Source organism: Pseudomonas sp. S2_F03 (genome assembly GCF_054668335.1).
Genome location: NZ_CP162759.1, coordinates 5,432,452 through 5,450,956 on the forward strand (window position 1 = coordinate 5,432,452; position 18,505 = coordinate 5,450,956).

Consider the following 18,505-nt stretch of genomic DNA (forward strand, 5'->3'; position numbering starts at 1 on the left):
CCTACAGTCCAATCAGCGCAATTCGACGCACAAGCCAACATTGCAGATTGGAGAATAAGAAATCATGGCCAAAGCCGTTCGCTTTTACGAAACCGGTGGTCCCGAAGTCCTTCGTTATGAAGAGGTCGAAGTCGGCGATCCTGGTCCAGGCCAGGTTCGTCTCCGTCATGTAGCCGTTGGCCTGAACTATGCCGACACCTACTTCCGCAATGGCACCTACCCGATTCCTATGCCCAACGGCATGGGGGTTGAAGCTTCCGGTGTGGTCCAGGCCGTCGGGGAAGGCGTGACCAATGTTCAAGTCGGGGATCGTGTCACGTACACCGGTTTTCTCAACACCTTGGGGGCTTACAGCACCGAGCGCCTGATCGCGGCTGCACCGCTGATCAAGTTGCCGGAAACCATCAGCTTCGAAACAGCCGCCGCCATGACCATGCGCGGCCTGACGTCGTCGTACCTGATGCGCCGCATCTACGACTTCAAACCCGGTGACAGCATTTTGCTGCACGCCGCCGCTGGCGGTGTCGGCCTGATCGTTTCGCAGTGGGCCAAGCTGCTCGGCCTGAATGTCATTGGCACCGTGTCCACCGACGTCAAAGGCGAAATCGCCAAGACCCACGGTTGCGACCATGTGATCAATTACAGCCATGAAGACGTCGCTGCACGCGTTCGTGAATTGACCGACGGCGTGGGCGTCAACGTGGTGTTCGACAGCGTTGGCAAGAACACCTTCGAGGGCTCGCTCGACTCGCTCAAACGTCGTGGCCTGATGGTGTGTGTCGGGACTGCATCCGGTCCGATTCCGCCGTTCAATCCAGCGCTGCTGGCGATGAAAGGCTCGCTGTACATGACGCGCCCGGCCCTGGCCGACTACATCGCCGACCCGGCGGAAAAAGCCGAGCTGGCCGGCGAATTGTTCGACCACGTTGGCAGCGGTCGGATCAAGATCGAGATCAACCAGCACTACGCCTTGCAAGATGCCGTCCAGGCCCATCGCGACCTGGAGTCACGCAAGACCACCGGCTCTTCGATTTTCGTCATTTAAGGAGTTGCCAGCCATGAAAGTCGAACAATTGAGCTGCAACATCGGCGCCGAACTGATCGGCGTCAACCTCGCTGACGCGGTGCACGACGACGGTCTTTTTGCCGAGATTCGTGCCCAGTTGCTGAAGCATCGGGTGGTGTTCCTGCGCGATCAGGACATCAGCCGTGCCGAACACGTGGCCTTCGCCCGTCGTTTCGGCGAGCTGGAAGATCACCCGGTGGCCGGCAGCGACCCGGATCATCCGGGGCTGGTGCGCATCTACAAAAATCCGGACCAGCCAATGGACCGCTACGAAAACGCCTGGCACACCGACGCCACCTGGCGCGAGGCACCGCCGCTGGGTTGCGTGCTGCGCTGCGTGGAGTGCCCGCCGGTTGGCGGCGACACCATGTGGGCCAACATGGTCGTGGCCTATGAGAACTTGCCGGAAGACGTGAAGCTGAAGATCGCCGACCTGCGTGCCCGGCACAGCATCGAGGCGAGCTTTGGTGCGGCCATGCCGATCGAAAAGCGTCTGGCGCTCAAGGCGATGTACCCGGATGCCGAGCACCCGGTGGTGCGCACTCACCCGGAAACCGGGGAGAAGGTGCTGTTCGTCAACGCCTTCACCACTCACTTCAGCAACTACCACACCCCCGAGAGGGTGCGCTTTGGCCAGGACGCCAACCCTGGCGCCGGCGAGCTGCTGCGCTACCTGATCAGCCAGGCGTACATCCCTGAGTATCAAGTGCGCTGGCGCTGGAAGCCGAACAGCATCGCCATCTGGGACAACCGCAGTACCCAGCATTACGCCGTCATGGATTACCCGCCGTGCCATCGCAAGATGGAACGCGCCGGGATTATCGGTGACAAGACGTTCTGATCGAAGACCCACATTCATATTTGTAGATACGCCTGCCAGGCATGACCGGCAGGCGGACAATCATAAAAACTGGAGTTACTCATGCAATTTCTCGACGATTCGCTGCACCCGGAAAACATGGAAAAAGTGGTCATCACCGTGGCCCCGTACGGCCCTGAGTGGATGCCGGAAGACTTCCCGGAAGACATCCCGCTGACCATGGACGAACAAGTCCAGAAAGCGGTCGAGTGCTACGAAGCCGGTGCCACGGTTCTGCACCTGCACGTGCGTGAACTGGACGGCAAGGGCTCCAAGCGTCTGTCCAAGTTCAACGAATTGATTGCCGGCGTACGCGAAGCGGTGCCGGACATGATCATCCAGGTCGGCGGTTCGATTTCGTTCGCCCCTGAAAGTGATGGCGAAGCCGCCAAATGGCTGTCTGACGATACCCGTCACATGCTGGCCGAGCTGACGCCAAAACCGGATCAGGTCACGGTGGCGATCAACACCACCCAGATGAACATCATGGAATTGCTGTACCCGGAATACCTGGAAGGTACTTCCCTGGCCAACCCTGCCTATCAGGCTGCCTACAGCGAAATGACCGTGCCGGCCGGCCCAGCCTGGGTTATCGAGCACCTTAAGCGTCTGATGGACAATGACATCCAGCCGCACTTCCAGCTGACCGGCATGCACGCTTTGGAAACGCTGCAGCGTCTGGTGCGCAAGGGCCTTTACAAAGGTCCATTGAACCTGACCTGGATCGGCATCGGCGGCGGTTTCGACGGTCCTAATCCGTTCAACTTCTTCAACTTCATCCACCGCGTACCGGACGGCTGCACCCTGACGTCCGAGTCGCTGCTCAAGAACGTGCTGCCGTTCAATACCATGGCGATGGCCATGGGCATGCATCCGCGCGTTGGCAACGAAGACACTATCATTGATCACAAGGGCGAGCGTTTTGGTTCGGTCGCACAGATCAAGCAAACCGTGCGCATCGCTCATGAGCTGGGTCGCGAAATCGCTACCGGCAAAGAAGCCCGTGAGATTTATCGCATCGGCGTGAAGTACGACACTATCGAAGAAACCCTGTTGGCCAACGGCATGGCCCCCAACCGCAAGGCTGGGCAAAAGGTGTGCCGCAACGCGGCTGACCGACAGCGGGAGCGGGGGCCTTGGCCTCCCGCTCGCTGCAGTGAAATACGCTCGATAACAAAAATAATAGAAAGTTTCGAGGAGGCTGCATGGCCTTTCACCCAATCGCCGATGGCGATGACGACACCAGTGGTGTCGGCGTTGCGCGCAAATATGCCTGGATCGTCTTCGCACTGACGTTCGGCTTGTTGATTTCCGATTACATGTCACGCCAAGTGCTGAACGCAGTATTCCCGATGCTCAAGGGCGAGTGGGCCTTGACTGACGGCCAGCTCGGCTTGCTCAGCGGCATTGTTGCCTTGATGGTCGGCCTGCTGACCTTTCCTTTGTCGTTGATGGCTGACCGCTTCGGACGCGTTAAAAGTCTGGCGCTGATGGCGCTGTTGTGGAGTATCGCCACGCTGGGTTGCGCGTTGGCGCAGGACTACCAGCAAATGTTTATCGCCCGCTTCATGGTGGGTGTAGGTGAGGCCGCCTATGGCAGCGTCGGTATTGCCGTGGTGATTTCGGTGTTTCCGAAACACATGCGCGCAACGCTGGCCAGTGCCTTTATGGCGGGCGGTATGTTCGGTTCGGTGTTGGGCATGGCTTTGGGCGGCGCTATTGCGGCCAAGCTGGGCTGGCGCTGGTCGTTTGCCGGCATGGCCTTGTTTGGTCTGCTGCTGGCGGTGCTTTACCCGATCATCGTCAAGGAAGCGCGCATCGCCCCCCAGCGTGCCGTACAAGCCGGCAAAAAAGTCAGCGCGGTGGTCAAGCGTCCTCTGCGCACGTTGTGTTCCAGCCCTTCGGTGATTGCGGCTTACATCGGCAGTGGCTTGCAGCTGTTCGTCGGCGGCACCGTAATCGTATGGATGCCCAGCTACCTCAACCGTTACTACGACATGCCGACCGACAAGGCTGGCGGCATGGCGGCAATTATTGTCCTGTGCAGCGGCGCCGGGATGATCCTGTGCGGCATGCTCAGCGATCGCATGTGCCGCCAGTCGGCGGAGCGCAAGGTCGCGCTGGCCATCGCCTATTGCCTGGGCAGTTGCCTGCTGTTGTCCGCGGCATTCGCCTTGCCGCCGGGGCCTGCGCAACTGCTGTTGATTTGCCTGGGCATGTTGATTGCTGCCGGTACGACCGGGCCTGCCGGTGCGATGGTAGCCAACCTGACCCATTACTCGGTCCACGGTACGGCGTTTGCCACGCTGACGCTGGCCAACAACTTGCTCGGCCTGGCGCCGGGGCCGTTCATCACCGGCAAGGTGTCCGACATGATCGGCTTGCAGGGGGCGTTCCAGTTGGTGCCGCTGGTGAGCATCGCGGCAGCGGCCGTGTTCTTTTTTGCCAAGTGCCATTACCAAAAAGACATTGCCCGGTTGGCGGGTGAACAGGTCAACGATTCAGTGAGTAACAAAGCGGTGTTAGAGGTGAAGGTGTGAGTGGTCGTTTACGTATAGATGTGTTTTTCGATTTCATCTGCCCATGGTGTTTGATCGGAAAGCGCCAACTGGAACGCGCACAGGAGTTGCTGCGCTTGCAGCACCCCGACGTGCTGATTACCACCGTGTGGCATGGGGTGCAGTTGCTGCCTCATCTGCCGGTACAGGGTGAGCCGTTCGCACAGTTCTACCTCAACCGTCTGGGCAGTGCCGAAGCCGTAGCGATGCGTCAGGCCCAGGTGAAACAGGCCGCGAACTCGGTAGGGGTGGCAATCGATTTGGGTCGCATTGCCACGATGCCCAACACGGCAGATGCCCATCGTCTGCTGGCGCATGCCAACACACGGGGGAGCAGGGCCCAGCGCGATCTGTTGCTTGAACGTCTGTTCGCCGCGTACTTCCAGAACGGCGAAGACCTGGGTTGCCGCGAGACCTTGATCGCTATCGCCCAGTCGTGTGGTTACGACGCTGACGCGGTAACGAATTACCTGCAAGACGAATCCGGTCCCTTTGTCGGTAATGAAGTGGGGGGCTCCAGCGGTGTGCCGAGCTTTCAGTTCGACCGCCGGATAACCATGGTCGGCGCGCAGCCGCCCGAGGCGCTGCTTGGCGCCATGATCGACGCCTTGCACGAAAGCCAGCGCGAGCGGTCACCGTCATGACCATTCGTGTCCCCGTACCTGCGGGAAAACTGCCGCAGGCGGGTGGTCGTGCGCTGTTCGAATTTGATAGCAAAAGCCTGGCGTTATTCAACGTCGAGGGCGAGTTGTTTGCCATCGATGACAGTTGCCCGCATCAGGGTGCCTCGCTGTGTGGCGGGCGTCTGGATGGCCGGGTGATCCAATGCTGTGCCCATGGCCTGCGCTTCGATCTGCGCAGTGGCTACCTGCTTAATTCCACCGCGCTCAAGGTCAACAACTACCCGGTCGAAGTCATCGACGGCCAGGCTTTTATCGTCATCGTTTCTGAGGAGTCCGCGCCATGAGCGCCATCGCTCTCACCCGTATCCATAGCCGAACACGCGAACTGGCCCCGGGGTTTATCGTTAGTCTGATCGTGGCGGCAGCCGCTTCGTTTTTGTCCGAGCACTACGGTGCACCGGTGATGCTGTTTGCCTTGCTGCTAGGCATGGCGCTGAATTTCCTCGCCGGTGAAGGCGTGTGCAAAGCGGGTATCGAATTTACCGCGCGCACCGTGTTGCGCATCGGCGTGGCCCTGCTGGGTATGCGCATTACCCTTGAGCAGATTGCCGGGCTGGGCTGGAAGCCTGTAGCGCTGGTGGTGACTCTGGTGGTGGTGACCATTGGCGTTTCGGTGATCGCGGCCAAGCTGCTGGGGTTCCAGCGTTTGTTCGGCATGCTCACCGGTGGCGCGACGGCGATTTGCGGCGCTTCGGCTGCGTTGGCGCTGGCGGCGGCTTTGCCCAATCATCCGCAGAAGGAACGCGCCACACTGTTTACCGTCATTGGTGTGTCGGCCCTGTCGACCATGGCAATGATTGTTTATCCAATGATTGCCAACTGGTTTTCATTGTCACCGCAAATGGCGGGTATTTTCCTCGGCGCCACCATCCACGATGTGGCCCAGGTGGTTGGTGCCGGTTACAGCATGTCGACCGAAACGGGCGATACGGCCACGGTGGTCAAGCTGATGCGGGTTGCGATGCTCCTGCCGGTGATCGTCTGTGCGGCCATGGTAACGCGCATGCAGGGCGTCGAAACCGGAGGCAAGCGACCGCCTCTGCTGCCGTGGTTCGCCGTCGGTTTTCTGCTGCTGGCTTGCATCAACAGCACAGGCTGGGTGGTCCCAGCCGTGCAAGGCACGGTCAATGAACTGTCGCGCTGGTGCCTGGTGGTGTCCATCAGTGCCCTGGGCATGAAGACTCAGCTCAAGGAACTGGCCGCCGTCGGCATCAAGCCCATCCTCCTGATGATAGGGGAGACGGTGTTCCTCGTTGTCCTGGTGCTGCTGTTGCTGCGCTGGGGGTTCTGAGCCCGGTCTGAATCCGTTTTATGGCAGGGCCGCATTGCGTTTGACTCCTCAGCGCTTTGCGGTTCTCGGTCGGTGTCACAAACATCGGCTTTTGGCGGCGACTGTACAGCAGTCGCCGTTTTTTTCGTTGTCTGGAAAAACCTCTTATCCACTGCCTGAACATGCTGTGGCGAGGGAGCAAGCCCCCTCGCGACAAGTCAGCGGTTACACCGGTGGATCAATGTGATCCAGCACCCGGTTCGCCGTGATCTCCGCCACCATGATGCTGTTGGAAATACCCAGCAGGGCGTGGCGCGACTCGCCCTCCAGATGATCCACCAAGTGATGGACCATCACATCCACCGAGGCCAGCGTCTCGACCAAAAACACTGCCAGGGTTTCGGCTGTGGCCTCTGGGTCCACGGCAAACAGTTTGCTGGGTTTACGCGCAGTGGCTTTGATGTCGGCATTCGACGGGAAGTGAAAGTTGAGGGCGCGTTCGGCGGCCTCGTTGAGCTTTTTTGAATCGGGTTCGTACGGGGACACCGGATCGGTGTCTGGTGGGTTTGGCGTTACTTTGAACATTGGCTCGAACCTCATATGAGAGAGGCTGCAACCAGCTCGCGACTAAACGAAAGGGAGGCAGCTGTGCACAGGTTAGTCGACCGATGAGCCAAGAAATCGGCGCGCCGAAGCGCCCTGCGCACAGCCGCCATCGAGTGCAGGCATGGGAGACCTGGCTGATAGAGGCATTGTGCGTTCTTGACATCAACGGGCGACTAAACCCGATCACTGATGGGCAGTGACACGAATCAAGTTACCGAGCGGCCTCAAGGCGCACAAGCCGGCGGATTCTGGCGTAGCCGTAGGTAACGGCGCAAGGTCTTGTGGCTTTCAGGACGTAACCTGGACGGGTTTTAAACAAGACCTTTCGGGCGATGTTTAATACCTCAAAAATCGAAGGTTCGGCTGGCTCAGGATTCGTCGGGACCCGAGACAGGCTTTGAAGGGGTTGGCTTTTGTGCGCGCCAAGCGGCGGGGGGCATGCCGAACTGGGTGATGAACCAGCGTGTGAAGGAACTCGCCATGGAATAGCCGAGCATGTCGGCGATGCGCCCCAGCGAATAGTTCGGGTTCTCCAGGTAACGCAGCACCAGGTCGCGGCGCACGTCGTTGATCAGGTCGTTGAAGGCGCAGCCGTCATCCTTGAGGCGACGTTGCAGCGTGCGTACGTTCATGCCCTGGGTCTGGGCGATCTGTTCGATGGTGGCGCGCCCCATCGGCAGCAGCAGGTAGATGGCCTTGCGCACCTCGAACAGCAACGATTGCCCTTCAGTGCTCAGCAAAGAGTCGAGGTAACCCTGGGCGTAACGGGCCATGGCCGGGTCGGCATGGGGGTTGGTCGCATCCAGGCTGGCATTGGGGCAGACAATGCCGTTGAACTCACTGCCGAACTCCAGCGTGCAGCCGAACAGACGGCGATGCAGTTGCAGGTTGTCTGGAGGCTGGTGCGTGAAGTTGACACTGTAGGGGTGCCAATGCGCGCCTAACAGCGCCGAGCACAAACGGAACATCACGCCGATCGCCAGCTCGTTGGCTTGCCGGGACGGCCGGAGTGTGTCGGTGACCACCTCTTCGCGAATGATCACCAACTTGCCGGCCTCTTCAATGAAGATGGCCAGCGAGTCGTTCATCAAGTGACGGTAATGCACCACGACCTGCAAGGCTTCACGCAGCGTGCGCTGGTGTGTGAGCAGCAAGCTGACCACCCCGAAGTCCGAGAGTTGACGCGACTCGGCCATGCTCAGGCCGAAGCTCTGGCAGCCACTGGCGACGGCCGAATCCTCCAGCAGACCCACGGCGGAATCGATGGGGATGCGATGCTCCGGCGCCAGCAGTTGGGCCCTGCTCAAACCATTGGCAGCCAGTACGTCACGGGGGTTGAACCCCAGGTATTGAGTGACCTCCAGGTAGTTGGTCAAGACGGCAGCGCGAACAAGCTTTGTCATGCGAAAAGTCTTCCCTGGGCCGGTAGCGTTGGAATGAGCGAGGCGACTATATCCAGCACATCATCAAATGAAAAGTTGTGGTGTTGGCGCTGATGTACAGCCGGTGACACCTCTAATCGCCCTCATCACATCGAGGTAAACCCTTCTCACGTATTGATTACAGTGGTCTTGGGCAATCTCGTTGCAGTTTTCGACCAGCGGGCACCTCACGTCGACCCCCCAAAATCTGTCATGAAAAGAAAAGCGACTGACGTCCAATGAAAAGCGCCGGGGGTGGGCGCTCTTTAATGTCAGCACTACAAAAAGCTTCTGACCACTGAGTCAGTCGAGTCATCGAGAAAGCGTAGGTGCTGATGTGGACAAACTGCAAACTGTCGCAACCGTTTTGATCGTGCCTGGCCTGCGTGAGCACGTAGCCGAGCATTGGCAAACATTGCTTGAGGCCAAACTCTGCAAAGTACGCAGTGTCCCTCCGCTTGAAACCGACAAGCTCGACTGTGCCGCACGGGTCCGTGCAATCCAGCACGAACTGGAGCAAATCGAAGGGCCGGTGATTCTGGTCGCCCACAGTGCCGGTGTCCTGATGGTCGCGCACTGGGCCGCCAAGCACAGTCGCCCGATCAAGGGTGCGCTGCTGGCTGCACCTCCGGATCTCAACGCAATCTGGCCGCAAGGCTATCCTTCCTCTGAATCACTGCGGGCCCATGGTTGGGATCCGCTGCCCAAAGGTCCGTTGCCGTTCCCAAGTCTGGTGGTCGGCAGCACCAATGATTACCTCGCCAGCCTGGAAGCCGTTAGTGATATGGCTCAGGGCTGGGGCGCCGAACTGCGAAATCTCGGTGCCGTGGGTCATCTTAATCCGGCCGCAGGATTTGGCCACTGGCCACAAGCCGAAGCACTCGTCCTCGAGCTGGATCGCTAGTTCAGGAGCCGACTGGCGTTAAGCCAACCGGCAAATGCCCTCACTCCTGGAAAGCGCAACTCCCTGGAACAAGGGGGTGCGTGAGGGCGAGTGTGCTTAAAACAAATACAAAAATGGCGGAGACAACGCAATGCACAACAATAAGAGTCACGGGTTCACAGTTTCGCGATACACCTTGCTGGCCTCGGCCATTCTGGCCGCGACAATGCCGACCGCCCACGCGTTTGAATTTGATACAGGTAATCCGGACTGGGCCGCTCGTTTGGATAACACCGTGAAGTACAACTACGGTGTGCGTACCGAAAGCGCCGACAAGCGCATGCTGGGGACGCCGAACAACAACGACGGTGACTACAATTTCCGCAAGGCGGGTACCAACATCACCAACCGTGTCGATCTGTTGACCGAGATGGACGTGGTGTACAAGAACGCCATGGGCTTTCGTGTCAGCGCCGCCAGCTGGTACGACAAGGCGTATGAGAACACCGGTTCCAACTCCAACCCGTTCGTCAACGGCAATGATGCACGCTCCGGTCTGGTCGCCAACGATCCACGCCTGGCCGGTGTCACCAACGACAACGTCGGTAATGGCAGCCCGCACCTGAGCAACTACGCCCAGCGCTACTACACCGGTCCGTCCGGCGAAATCCTCGATGCCTTCGTGTTCTACAGCACCGAAGTGGGCGAGGAGTCGATGTTCAGCGCCAAGGCTGGCCAGCACAACGTGTTCTGGGGCGAGACCATTCTCAACCCGGTGCATTCGGTCAGCTACGGCCAGTCCGGCCTCGATCTGGCCAAGCTGGCCGCATCGCCGGGTACTGAAGCCAAAGAGCTGTTCGTGCCGCGTAACCAGTTGTCGATGTCGTTCACCGTCAATCCCGAGTTGACCGTGGGCGCCCAGTATTTCCTGAATTGGGATGCTGCGCGTCTGCCGGAAGCGGGCACCTATTACGGTGGTTCCGACCTGGTCGGCTTCGGTGCGCAGTCGTTCCTGCTCGGCAACACCAACGCCGTGGTACCTGGCAGCCCATTGGGTTGCGGCCTGGCGCCGTGCAACGGCTTGACCAACGTGCGTCGCGGTCATGACCTGACACCGCACGACAGCGGCGACTGGGGCGTAATGGCCAAGTGGTCGCCAGCCTGGCTGGATGGCACGCTCGGCGTTTACTACCGCGAAACGTCGGAAATCCTGCCGCAAGCGTGGCTGGATGCCAGAGGTATTACCTCGGCCAACCCCAACGGCACCCGCCCGACCGGGCAAGTGCCTGCGGTGGTCAACACCCTCAACTCGCTGAACACTGCCACCTATCAACTGGCCTATGCCGACAACATCAAGATCGCCGGCCTGAGCCTGTCCAAGGACGTGGGCGGGGTGAGCGTGGGTTCGGACCTGAACATCCGTCACAACATGCCGTTGGCCAGTATCCCGGCGATTGTCAGCACCGCCAGCCCGCTGGGTCTGGGCAAAGGCCTGGGCCTGTTGCCGGCGCGTACGGATGCCACGGGTGTGGTCTATGACACCCCGAGCCGCGGCGACAGCATGAGCGCCACCGGCGACACCTTGCACTGGACGCTCAACGGTCTGATGACCCTGCCGAAAACACCGGTGTTCGATCAGGCAACAGTGCTTGCTGAACTGTATTACAGCAACCTGTTGAGCCTCGATGACAAGAACGAAGCACTCTACAAGGGCAAGGGCACCTATCGCGGCATCGACGCGCCGACCCGTGACAACTGGGGCCTGGCCGTCAACTTCACCCCGACCTGGTACCAAGTGTTCCCAGGCGTCGACCTCAACGCTCCGATGTCCGTCAACGTGGGTCTTGACGGCGTGTCACCGGTGTCCGGTGGCGGTGCCAAGGACACCGGCAACTATGCCGTCGGCGTGGGTGCCGTTGTGTACAACAAATACTTTGTCGACCTGAAATACGTGGACTCCTTCGGCCAGACCGAGAAGTGCAATAAAAGTGGCGTGAGCACCGGCCCGACGGGTGGCGATGGCTCTACTCCAAACGCTTTTAGCGGTAACGAAAACTATGCGTGCTACGCCGGTGGCTACTCGTCCTTCTCGGGTGGCGGTGCCACGACTGAAGACCGTGGTGCTGTTTACCTGACGATGAAAACCACCTTTTGATTCACCACTGATTTGCTCAATGCAAGCAGGAGAATAACAATATGAAATTTGTACAAACCGTATTGGCTGCCTCGCTGGCGATGGTCATCGCTGCTCAGGCACACGCCGCCGTATCGGCCCAGGACGCCGCCAAACTGGGCAGCAACCTGACCCTGGTCGGTGCTGAAAAAGCCGGTAATGCCGATGGTTCCATCCCCGCCTACAACGGTGGTCTGACCACGCCGCCGGCCAGCTTCAAATCCGGTGACAGCATGCGTCCGGATCCTTTTGCCAGCGAAAAGCCGCTGCTGGTCATCGACGGCAAGAACGTCGATCAGTACAAGGGCATGCTCACCGCAACCACGGCGGAACTGGCCAAGCGTTTCCCTACCTTCCATGTTGACGTGTACCCGACTCACCGTACCGTCTCGTTGCCTCAGGCCATCCTGGACAACGGCGTGAAAAACGCCACTGGCGCCAAGTCCCTTGAAGGTGGCCTGGCCATCGACAACGTGTTGCCGGGCATTCCGTTCCCGATTCCGCAGTCGGGCAACGAAGCGATGTGGAACTTCCTGTTGCGCTACCAAGGCGTCAGCATCAGCTCCAAGTACGACTCCTGGAACGTCGACTCGGCTGGCGTGGCGAGCCTGGCGACCACCGGGCAAGCGAACATCTCCTACCCGATCTATGAAAACCTCTCGCAGCCGATCAGCAGCGCTGACGTGTACTACCAGATGAAGCTGCAGTACACCGGCCCGGCGCGTCGTGCCGGCGAAGCAGTGATGCTCAAGGACGCCGCCAACCCGTTGCAACAACCGCGTCGCGCCTGGCAGTACTTGCCTGGCCAGCGTCGGGTCAAGCTCGCGCCGAACCTGGCTTACGACACGCCTAACCCAGGCACCGCAGGCGCAGGCACCTACGACGACGTGTTTGTGTTCAACGGCGCGCTGGACCGCTACGACTGGAAGTTGGTGGGCAAGCAGGAAATGATCGTGCCTTACAACACCTACAAGCTGACCTACGTCCAGGATCCGAAGTCGCTGACTACCCCGAATCACCTGGCACCTGATTTTGTGCGCTGGGAAAAACACCGTGTATGGGTCGTGGAAGGCAACCTCAAGGCCGGCGCACGTCACATCTACCAGAAGCGTCGCTTCTACCTCGACGAAGACAGCTGGACAGCTCTGGCCTCGGACCAATATGACGCCCGTGGTCAGCTCTACCGTGGTTCGTTTGCCTTCCTCAGCCAAAGCTATGACAAGCAGGTTCCAGACTCCACCCCGTTCATGATCTATGACCTGGTGGGCGGTTCCTACAACATCAACGGTGTGGTCGGCCCTTACGGCGGCATCAAATACATCGAACCGCTCTCCAAGGCTCAGTGGTCGTCGGAATCCCTGGCGGGCGCCGGCATTCGCTAAGCAAACCGCGACAAAACGTTCATGCGGTCCACGGCTCACAAAGCCGTGTGACCGCGCGACGGTTGGTGCTCGCTGATCAGCGCGGCGCCAGTTCTTAACGTCGGGCTGCATGGTTGCAGGCCCTGACGCGGTTTTCCCAAGAGGACGCGGTATGTGTTCGAAAAAGTACCTGCAGCTGGCGTTCGGCGCCCTGCTTGTCTTGTCACAGGGCGCCACCCAGGCGGCCGGCTATATCGATGTGCTGGACCTGCCTGCCAGAGTCAGTGCCTTGGCGGTCAGCAGTCCGTTGTCCGGCATGACCCGTGCGGGCGACCGTTTGGTTGCCGTCGGGCAGCGTGGACACATTCTCTATTCCGATGACAGCGGTAAACACTGGCAGCAAGCAGCCGTGCCAGTGAGTGCCGATCTCAGTGCGGTCAATTTTCCATCTGCCAGGGAAGGCTGGGCGGTCGGAAATGACGGCGTGGTGTTGCACAGCAGTGATGCTGGCGTGACCTGGACCAAACAACTGGATGGACGCCAGATCGGTGAGTTGCTGGTCAAGCATTACGATGCATTGGCCAGCGCCGAACCGGGTAACGAAGAATGGTCGCGGCTGGCTGCCGAAGGCCAGCGACTGGCAGAGCAGGGCGCCGACAAACCTTTGCTCGACGTCTGGTTTGCCAACGAACAGGTCGGCTATGTGGTCGGCGTGTTCAACCTGATTCTGCGTACCGAAGACGGTGGCCAGACCTGGACCCCGTTCCAGGATCGCACCGACAACCCGCAAGGCTTTCACCTCAATGCCATCGCTTCGACTGGCGACGCTTTGTATATCGCCGGCGAGCAAGGTCTGTTGCTCAAATGGGATGACGCCGGCCAGCGTTTCGCCGCCGTACAAACCCCTTATCAAGGCAGTTTCTTCGGCGTGATTGGCAAGCCGGGGGAAGTGGTCGTCTACGGATTGCGCGGCAACGTGTTGCGCAGCACCGATGGCGGCCAGAGTTGGACCGCGCTGGACAGCGGCCTGCACATCAGCGTCACCGCCGGCCTCATCGATCTCCATGGCGATTACCGCCTGTTCACCTTGGGCGGGCAGATGCTGGTCAGCCAGGGCACTGGCGCGCAATTGCATCTGGTTCAGCGCCCCGTACCGACGCCGATAGCCGGCGCCACCCAGGCCAACGACGGCTCACTGGTGGTCGCGGGTAGCCGTGGTGCCCGGGCACTGTTCGTCGAATAAGACCTTGAACCTTTAAAGCGAGAACCCAGACATGGGCAATATCAAACAAGACGCCATGCCGGTGATCCGCGACGTGCGCGATTTCGACCGTAAATCCGGCAATCTGCTCGAACGGCTGGTGTTCAACTACCGCCCGCTGTTCATGCTGATGATGGCGCTGGCCACCGTGGTGCTGGGCTACATGGCCGCGACACGCCTGGAGCTGCGTCCCAGCTTCGAAAAAATGATTCCGCAAAGCCAGCCGTACATCCAGAATTTCCTGGAAAACCGCCAGTCGCTGCGTGGCCTGGGTAACTCGGTGCGCGTGGTGGTGGAAAACACCCAGGGCGATATTTTCGATCCCGGTTACCTGGACGTGCTCAAGCAGGTCAACGATCAATTGTTCCTCACCGAGGGCGTCGAGCGGGCCTGGATGAAGTCGTTGTGGAGCCCGGCGGTACGCTGGACCGAAGTCACCGAGGAAGGTTTCCAGGGTGGCCCGGTGATGCCCGATACCTACCAGGGCAAACCTGAAGAAATCGAGCAACTGCGCCAGAACATTTCCCGTGCCGGTATCGTCGGCAGCCTGGTGGCCAGCGACTTCAAATCGAGCATGCTGATTGTGCCGCTGATGGACAAGGCAGCGGCTGGCGGCCAGCGCATCAACTATCACGCGTTCTCGCAGATGCTCGAAGAGCAGTTGCGCGACAAGATCGAATACGCCGGTGACAGCGCAGCGCGCAAGTCCGGCGTTGAAGGCAAGGGTCACTACAAGGTTCGGGTGATCGGTTTCGCCAAATTGATGGGCGACCTGATCGATGGCCTGATTCAGGTGATGATGTTCTTCGGCCTGGCTGTCGTGACCTCGCTGATTATCATCTACGCCTACACCCGTTGCGTACGCAGCACCCTGCTGGTGGTCGGCTGCTCGTTGATCGCGGTGGTCTGGCAACTGGGCATCGTCGCCTGGCTGGGCTACGCCATCGACCCGTACTCGGTGCTGGTGCCGTTCCTGATTTTTGCGATCGGTGTGTCCCACGCGGCGCAGAAGATGAACGGCATCATGCAGGACATCGCTCGCGGCACCCACAAGCTGATCGCCGCGCGCTACACCTTTCGCCGTCTGTTCATTGCCGGCGTAACCGCGCTGCTGGCCGACGCCGTGGGCTTTGCCGTGTTGATGCTGATCGACATTCCGGTGATCCAGGACCTGGCCATTACCGCGAGTATTGGTGTTGCGGTGTTGATCTTTACCTCGCTGCTGCTGATGCCGGTTGCGCTGTCCTATGTCGGCGTCGGCGCCAAGGCGGCCGAACGTGCCCTGAAAATCGACACCCGCGCCGACCGCCACAAAGGCTTCGGTCGCTTGTGGGATATGCTCGACCGCTTCACCACCGCCAAGTGGGCGACAGGTGCTGTGCTGGTCGCGTTGCTGATGGGCGTCGGCGGTTTCATGGTCAGCCAGCACCTGAAGATCGGCGACCTGGAAAGTGGTGCGCCGGAGTTGCGTGCCGACTCGCGCTATAACCGTGACAACGCTTACATCACCCAGCACTACGCGCTGTCCAGCGACCTGTTTGCGGTGATGATCAAGACTGCACCGGAAGGCTGCCTGAACTACAAGACGCTGGTGCTTGCCGATCGCCTGGCCTGGGAACTGCAACAGAATCCGGGCGTGCAGGCGACCACGTCGCTGGTCAACGCCGTGCGTCAAATCACGGCCGGGACCTACGAGGGCAACCCCAAGCTCAACAACATCCAGCGTAACCAGGACGTTCTGAACTACGCCGCGCAACAAGCCTCGGTCAACTCTCCTGAGTTGTTCAACACCGATTGCTCGCTGATGCCGGTGATTGCTTACCTCAAGGACCACAAGGCCGAAACCCTGGACGCCGTAGTCGCCATTGCGGACAAGTTTGCCAAGGAAAACAGCACCGATGATCGTCAGTTCCTGCTGGCTGCCGGCAGCGCCGGTATCGAAGCGGCGACCAACATCGTGGTGCGCGAGGCCAACCACACCATGCTGCTTTACGTCTACGCAGCGGTGACGTTGTTCTGCCTGATCACCTTCCGCAGCTGGCGCGCGACGCTGGTGGCGCTGTTGCCTCTGGTCCTGACTTCGATTCTTTGTGAAGCCTTGATGGTGGCCATGGGCATCGGCGTGAAAGTGGCGACTTTGCCCGTGATCGCGTTGGGGGTGGGGATCGGCGTGGACTACGCGTTGTATCTGCTCAGTGTGCAGTTGCATTTCCAGCGCCAGGGTCTGTCGCTGTCCCAGTCCTACCGCAACGCCGTGTCGTTCACGGGCCGGGTGGTCGGCCTGGTCGGCATCACCCTGGCGGCAGGCGTGGTGTGCTGGGTCTGGTCGCCGATCAAGTTCCAGGCTGACATGGGCATCCTGCTGACCTTCATGTTCCTGTGGAACATGCTCGGCGCGCTGATCCTGATTCCAGCCCTGTCGTACTTCCTGTTGCGCAATCGGGCGCTGGAACGGGGTGACGTTACCGACGAAACCCCAGCACAAACCGATACCTGCGATACCGCTCAACGTCCTGGCATGCCCCATGCCGTGACCACTTCCGAGTAAGTTAAAGATGTCTGACTACAACGCTCCTCTGCGCGACATGCGCTTCGTACTCAACGAGGTTTTTCAGGTGTCCCGGCTGTGGGCCAGTTTGCCTGGCCTGGCTGAAGTGATCGATGAAGAAACCGCTGCCGCGATCCTCGAAGAGGCCGGCAAAATCAGCGGCGAAGTCATTGCACCCTTGAACCGTGCCAGCGACGAACAAGGTTGTACCTGGAACAACGGCTCGGTCAGCGCACCGGACGGTTTTGCGCAGGCGTACCAGGCATTCGCCGAGGGCGGTTGGGTCGGTGTCGGCGGTGATCCGCACTACGGTGGCATGGGCATGCCAAAGGCCATTTCCGCGCAGGTCGAAGAGATGGTCAACGCGGCCAGCCTGTCGTTCGGCCTGTACCCGATGTTGACCGCCGGCGCGTGCCTGTCGATCAAGGCCCACGCCAGTGAAGAACTGAAAGCGACGTACCTGCCGAACATGTACGCCGGCACCTGGACCGGTTCGATGTGCCTGACCGAGGCCCATGCCGGCACCGATCTGGGCTTGATCCGCACCAAGGCCGAACCTCAGGCCGACGGCAGCTATGCGATCAGCGGCAGCAAGATTTTCATCACCGGTGGCGACCACGACCTGACGGAAAACATCATCCATCTGGTCCTGGCCCGCCTGCCGGATGCACCGGCGGGGCCTAAAGGCATTTCCCTGTTCCTGGTGCCGAAAGTACTGGTCAATGCCGACGGTTCACTGGGCGAAAAAAACGCCCTGTCGTGCGGCTCCATCGAGCACAAGATGGGCATCAAGGCCTCCGCTACCTGCGTCATGAACTTTGACGGCGCGAAAGGCTGGATCGTCGACGCGCCGAACAAAGGCCTGGCGGCGATGTTCACCATGATGAATTACGAACGCCTGGGTGTGGGTATCCAGGGCCTGGCACAGGGTGAGCGCTCGTATCAGAACGCCGTCGCCTATGCCCGTGACCGCCTGCAAAGTCGTGCGCCGACCGGCGCGCAATGCAAAGACAAATCCGCCGATCCGATCATCGTCCACCCGGACGTGCGCCGCATGCTGCTGACCATGAAAGCCTTGAACGAAGGCGGTCGCGCGTTCTCGACGTACGTGGCCATGCAACTGGACACCGCCAAGTACAGCGAAGACGAAACGACCCGCAAGCGTGCTGAAGAATTGGTGGCGTTGCTGACGCCGGTGGCCAAGGCGTTTCTCACCGACATGGGCCTGGAGACCACGATTCACGGTCAGCAAGTCTTCGGCGGCCATGGCTACATTCGCGAGTGGGGCCAGGAGCAACTGGTGCGCGACGTGCGCATCACGCAGATCTACGAAGGCACCAACGGCATCCAGTCGCTGGACCTGGCCGGGCGCAAGATCGTCGCCAGCGGCGGGGCGCTCTATCGTCTGTTCGCTTCGGAAATTCGCGACTTCACCGCCAACGCCAGTGCTGACCTTGGCGAGTTCACCAAGCCGTTGAACGCGGCTCTGGACACCCTCGACGAATTGACCGAGTGGTTGCTGGACCGGGCGAAAAACAACCCGAACGAAATCGGTGCAGCCTCGGTCGAGTACCTGCATGTGTTCGGCTACACCGCCTACGCCTACATGTGGGCGCTGATGGCCAAGGCCGCCCTGAGCGCGCCTTCCGAGGACGATTTCTACGCGAGCAAGCTCGGCACCGCGCGTTTCTACTTCGCCCGGTTGTTGCCGCGTATCCATTCGTTGAGCGCGTCGGCCCAGGCCGGCAGCGAATGCCTCTACGAACTGGATGCAGAGCAGTTCTGATCGCCATGCCCCCGCGACTTCCGGCCTAGC

14 protein-coding genes and 1 pseudogene are annotated in these 18,505 nt (G+C 60.1%); 13 read left to right on the plus strand and 2 right to left on the minus strand.

Annotated elements, in window-relative coordinates; translation table 11 throughout:
* The first annotated feature begins 64 nt into the window (after positions 1–64).
* The 7 genes and pseudogenes from AB4N76_RS25560 (at position 65) to AB4N76_RS25590 (ending at position 6,457) form a co-directional block, all read left to right on the plus strand.
* On the plus strand, positions 65–1,045 hold the full coding sequence (locus AB4N76_RS25560) for a quinone oxidoreductase family protein (protein ID WP_046028049.1): 981 nt from the start codon (positions 65–67) through the stop codon (positions 1,043–1,045).
* Between the two features lie 13 nt (positions 1,046–1,058).
* Positions 1,059–1,907: a TauD/TfdA dioxygenase family protein gene (locus tag AB4N76_RS25565; RefSeq protein ID WP_077430419.1), complete on the plus strand. Its 849-nt coding sequence runs from the start codon at positions 1,059–1,061 to the stop codon at positions 1,905–1,907.
* Positions 1,908–1,988: 81 nt separating this feature from the next.
* Positions 1,989–3,040: pseudogene (locus tag AB4N76_RS25570) on the plus strand (beta-keto acid cleavage family enzyme).
* A gap of 90 nt (positions 3,041–3,130) precedes the next feature.
* On the plus strand, positions 3,131–4,465 hold the full coding sequence (locus AB4N76_RS25575; protein WP_077430418.1) for an MFS transporter: 1,335 nt from the start codon (positions 3,131–3,133) through the stop codon (positions 4,463–4,465).
* Positions 4,462–5,127, plus strand: a complete 666-nt coding sequence (locus AB4N76_RS25580) for a DsbA family oxidoreductase (RefSeq protein ID WP_460163718.1) — start codon at positions 4,462–4,464, stop codon at positions 5,125–5,127. Before AB4N76_RS25575 ends, AB4N76_RS25580 begins: the two co-directional genes overlap by 4 nt.
* A complete protein-coding gene (locus tag AB4N76_RS25585) occupies positions 5,124–5,450 on the plus strand; it encodes a Rieske (2Fe-2S) protein (RefSeq protein ID WP_046028042.1) in 327 nt (108 codons plus the stop codon). The genes AB4N76_RS25580 and AB4N76_RS25585 overlap by 4 nt, the downstream gene beginning before the upstream one ends.
* Complete coding sequence (locus AB4N76_RS25590) at positions 5,447–6,457, plus strand: YeiH family protein (RefSeq protein ID WP_046028040.1); 1,011 nt, start codon at positions 5,447–5,449, stop codon at positions 6,455–6,457. Before AB4N76_RS25585 ends, AB4N76_RS25590 begins: the two co-directional genes overlap by 4 nt.
* A gap of 204 nt (positions 6,458–6,661) precedes the next feature.
* Here the strand turns inward: AB4N76_RS25590 and AB4N76_RS25595 are convergent, their stop codons facing one another.
* Both AB4N76_RS25595 and AB4N76_RS25600 read right to left on the minus strand, forming a co-directional pair.
* Positions 6,662–7,021, minus strand: a complete 360-nt coding sequence (locus AB4N76_RS25595) for a DUF6124 family protein (protein WP_077430417.1) — start codon at positions 7,019–7,021, stop codon at positions 6,662–6,664.
* Between the two features lie 389 nt (positions 7,022–7,410).
* The gene (locus AB4N76_RS25600; RefSeq protein WP_077430416.1) at positions 7,411–8,445 is read right to left on the minus strand and encodes an AraC family transcriptional regulator; all 1,035 of its coding nucleotides are present in this window, start codon (positions 8,443–8,445) and stop codon (positions 7,411–7,413) included.
* 355 nt (positions 8,446–8,800) lie between these two features.
* Between AB4N76_RS25600 and AB4N76_RS25605 the strand changes: the two genes are divergently transcribed.
* From AB4N76_RS25605 to AB4N76_RS25630, 6 genes are all read left to right on the plus strand, one after another.
* On the plus strand, positions 8,801–9,367 hold the full coding sequence (locus tag AB4N76_RS25605; protein ID WP_046028034.1) for an RBBP9/YdeN family alpha/beta hydrolase: 567 nt from the start codon (positions 8,801–8,803) through the stop codon (positions 9,365–9,367).
* A gap of 130 nt (positions 9,368–9,497) precedes the next feature.
* Positions 9,498–11,501 (plus strand): DUF1302 domain-containing protein, encoded by a 2,004-nt coding sequence (locus AB4N76_RS25610; protein ID WP_077430415.1) that lies wholly within the window; start codon positions 9,498–9,500, stop codon positions 11,499–11,501.
* Between the two features lie 41 nt (positions 11,502–11,542).
* Complete coding sequence (locus AB4N76_RS25615) at positions 11,543–12,901, plus strand: DUF1329 domain-containing protein (protein WP_109788129.1); 1,359 nt, start codon at positions 11,543–11,545, stop codon at positions 12,899–12,901.
* A 151-nt stretch (positions 12,902–13,052) separates the two neighbouring features.
* Positions 13,053–14,123: a WD40/YVTN/BNR-like repeat-containing protein gene (locus AB4N76_RS25620; protein ID WP_046028027.1), complete on the plus strand. Its 1,071-nt coding sequence runs from the start codon at positions 13,053–13,055 to the stop codon at positions 14,121–14,123.
* A gap of 31 nt (positions 14,124–14,154) precedes the next feature.
* A complete protein-coding gene (locus tag AB4N76_RS25625) occupies positions 14,155–16,689 on the plus strand; it encodes an efflux RND transporter permease subunit (RefSeq protein ID WP_046028026.1) in 2,535 nt (844 codons plus the stop codon).
* A gap of 7 nt (positions 16,690–16,696) precedes the next feature.
* Complete coding sequence (locus AB4N76_RS25630) at positions 16,697–18,475, plus strand: acyl-CoA dehydrogenase C-terminal domain-containing protein (protein ID WP_046028025.1); 1,779 nt, start codon at positions 16,697–16,699, stop codon at positions 18,473–18,475.
* Positions 18,476–18,505: the final 30 nt, after the last annotated feature.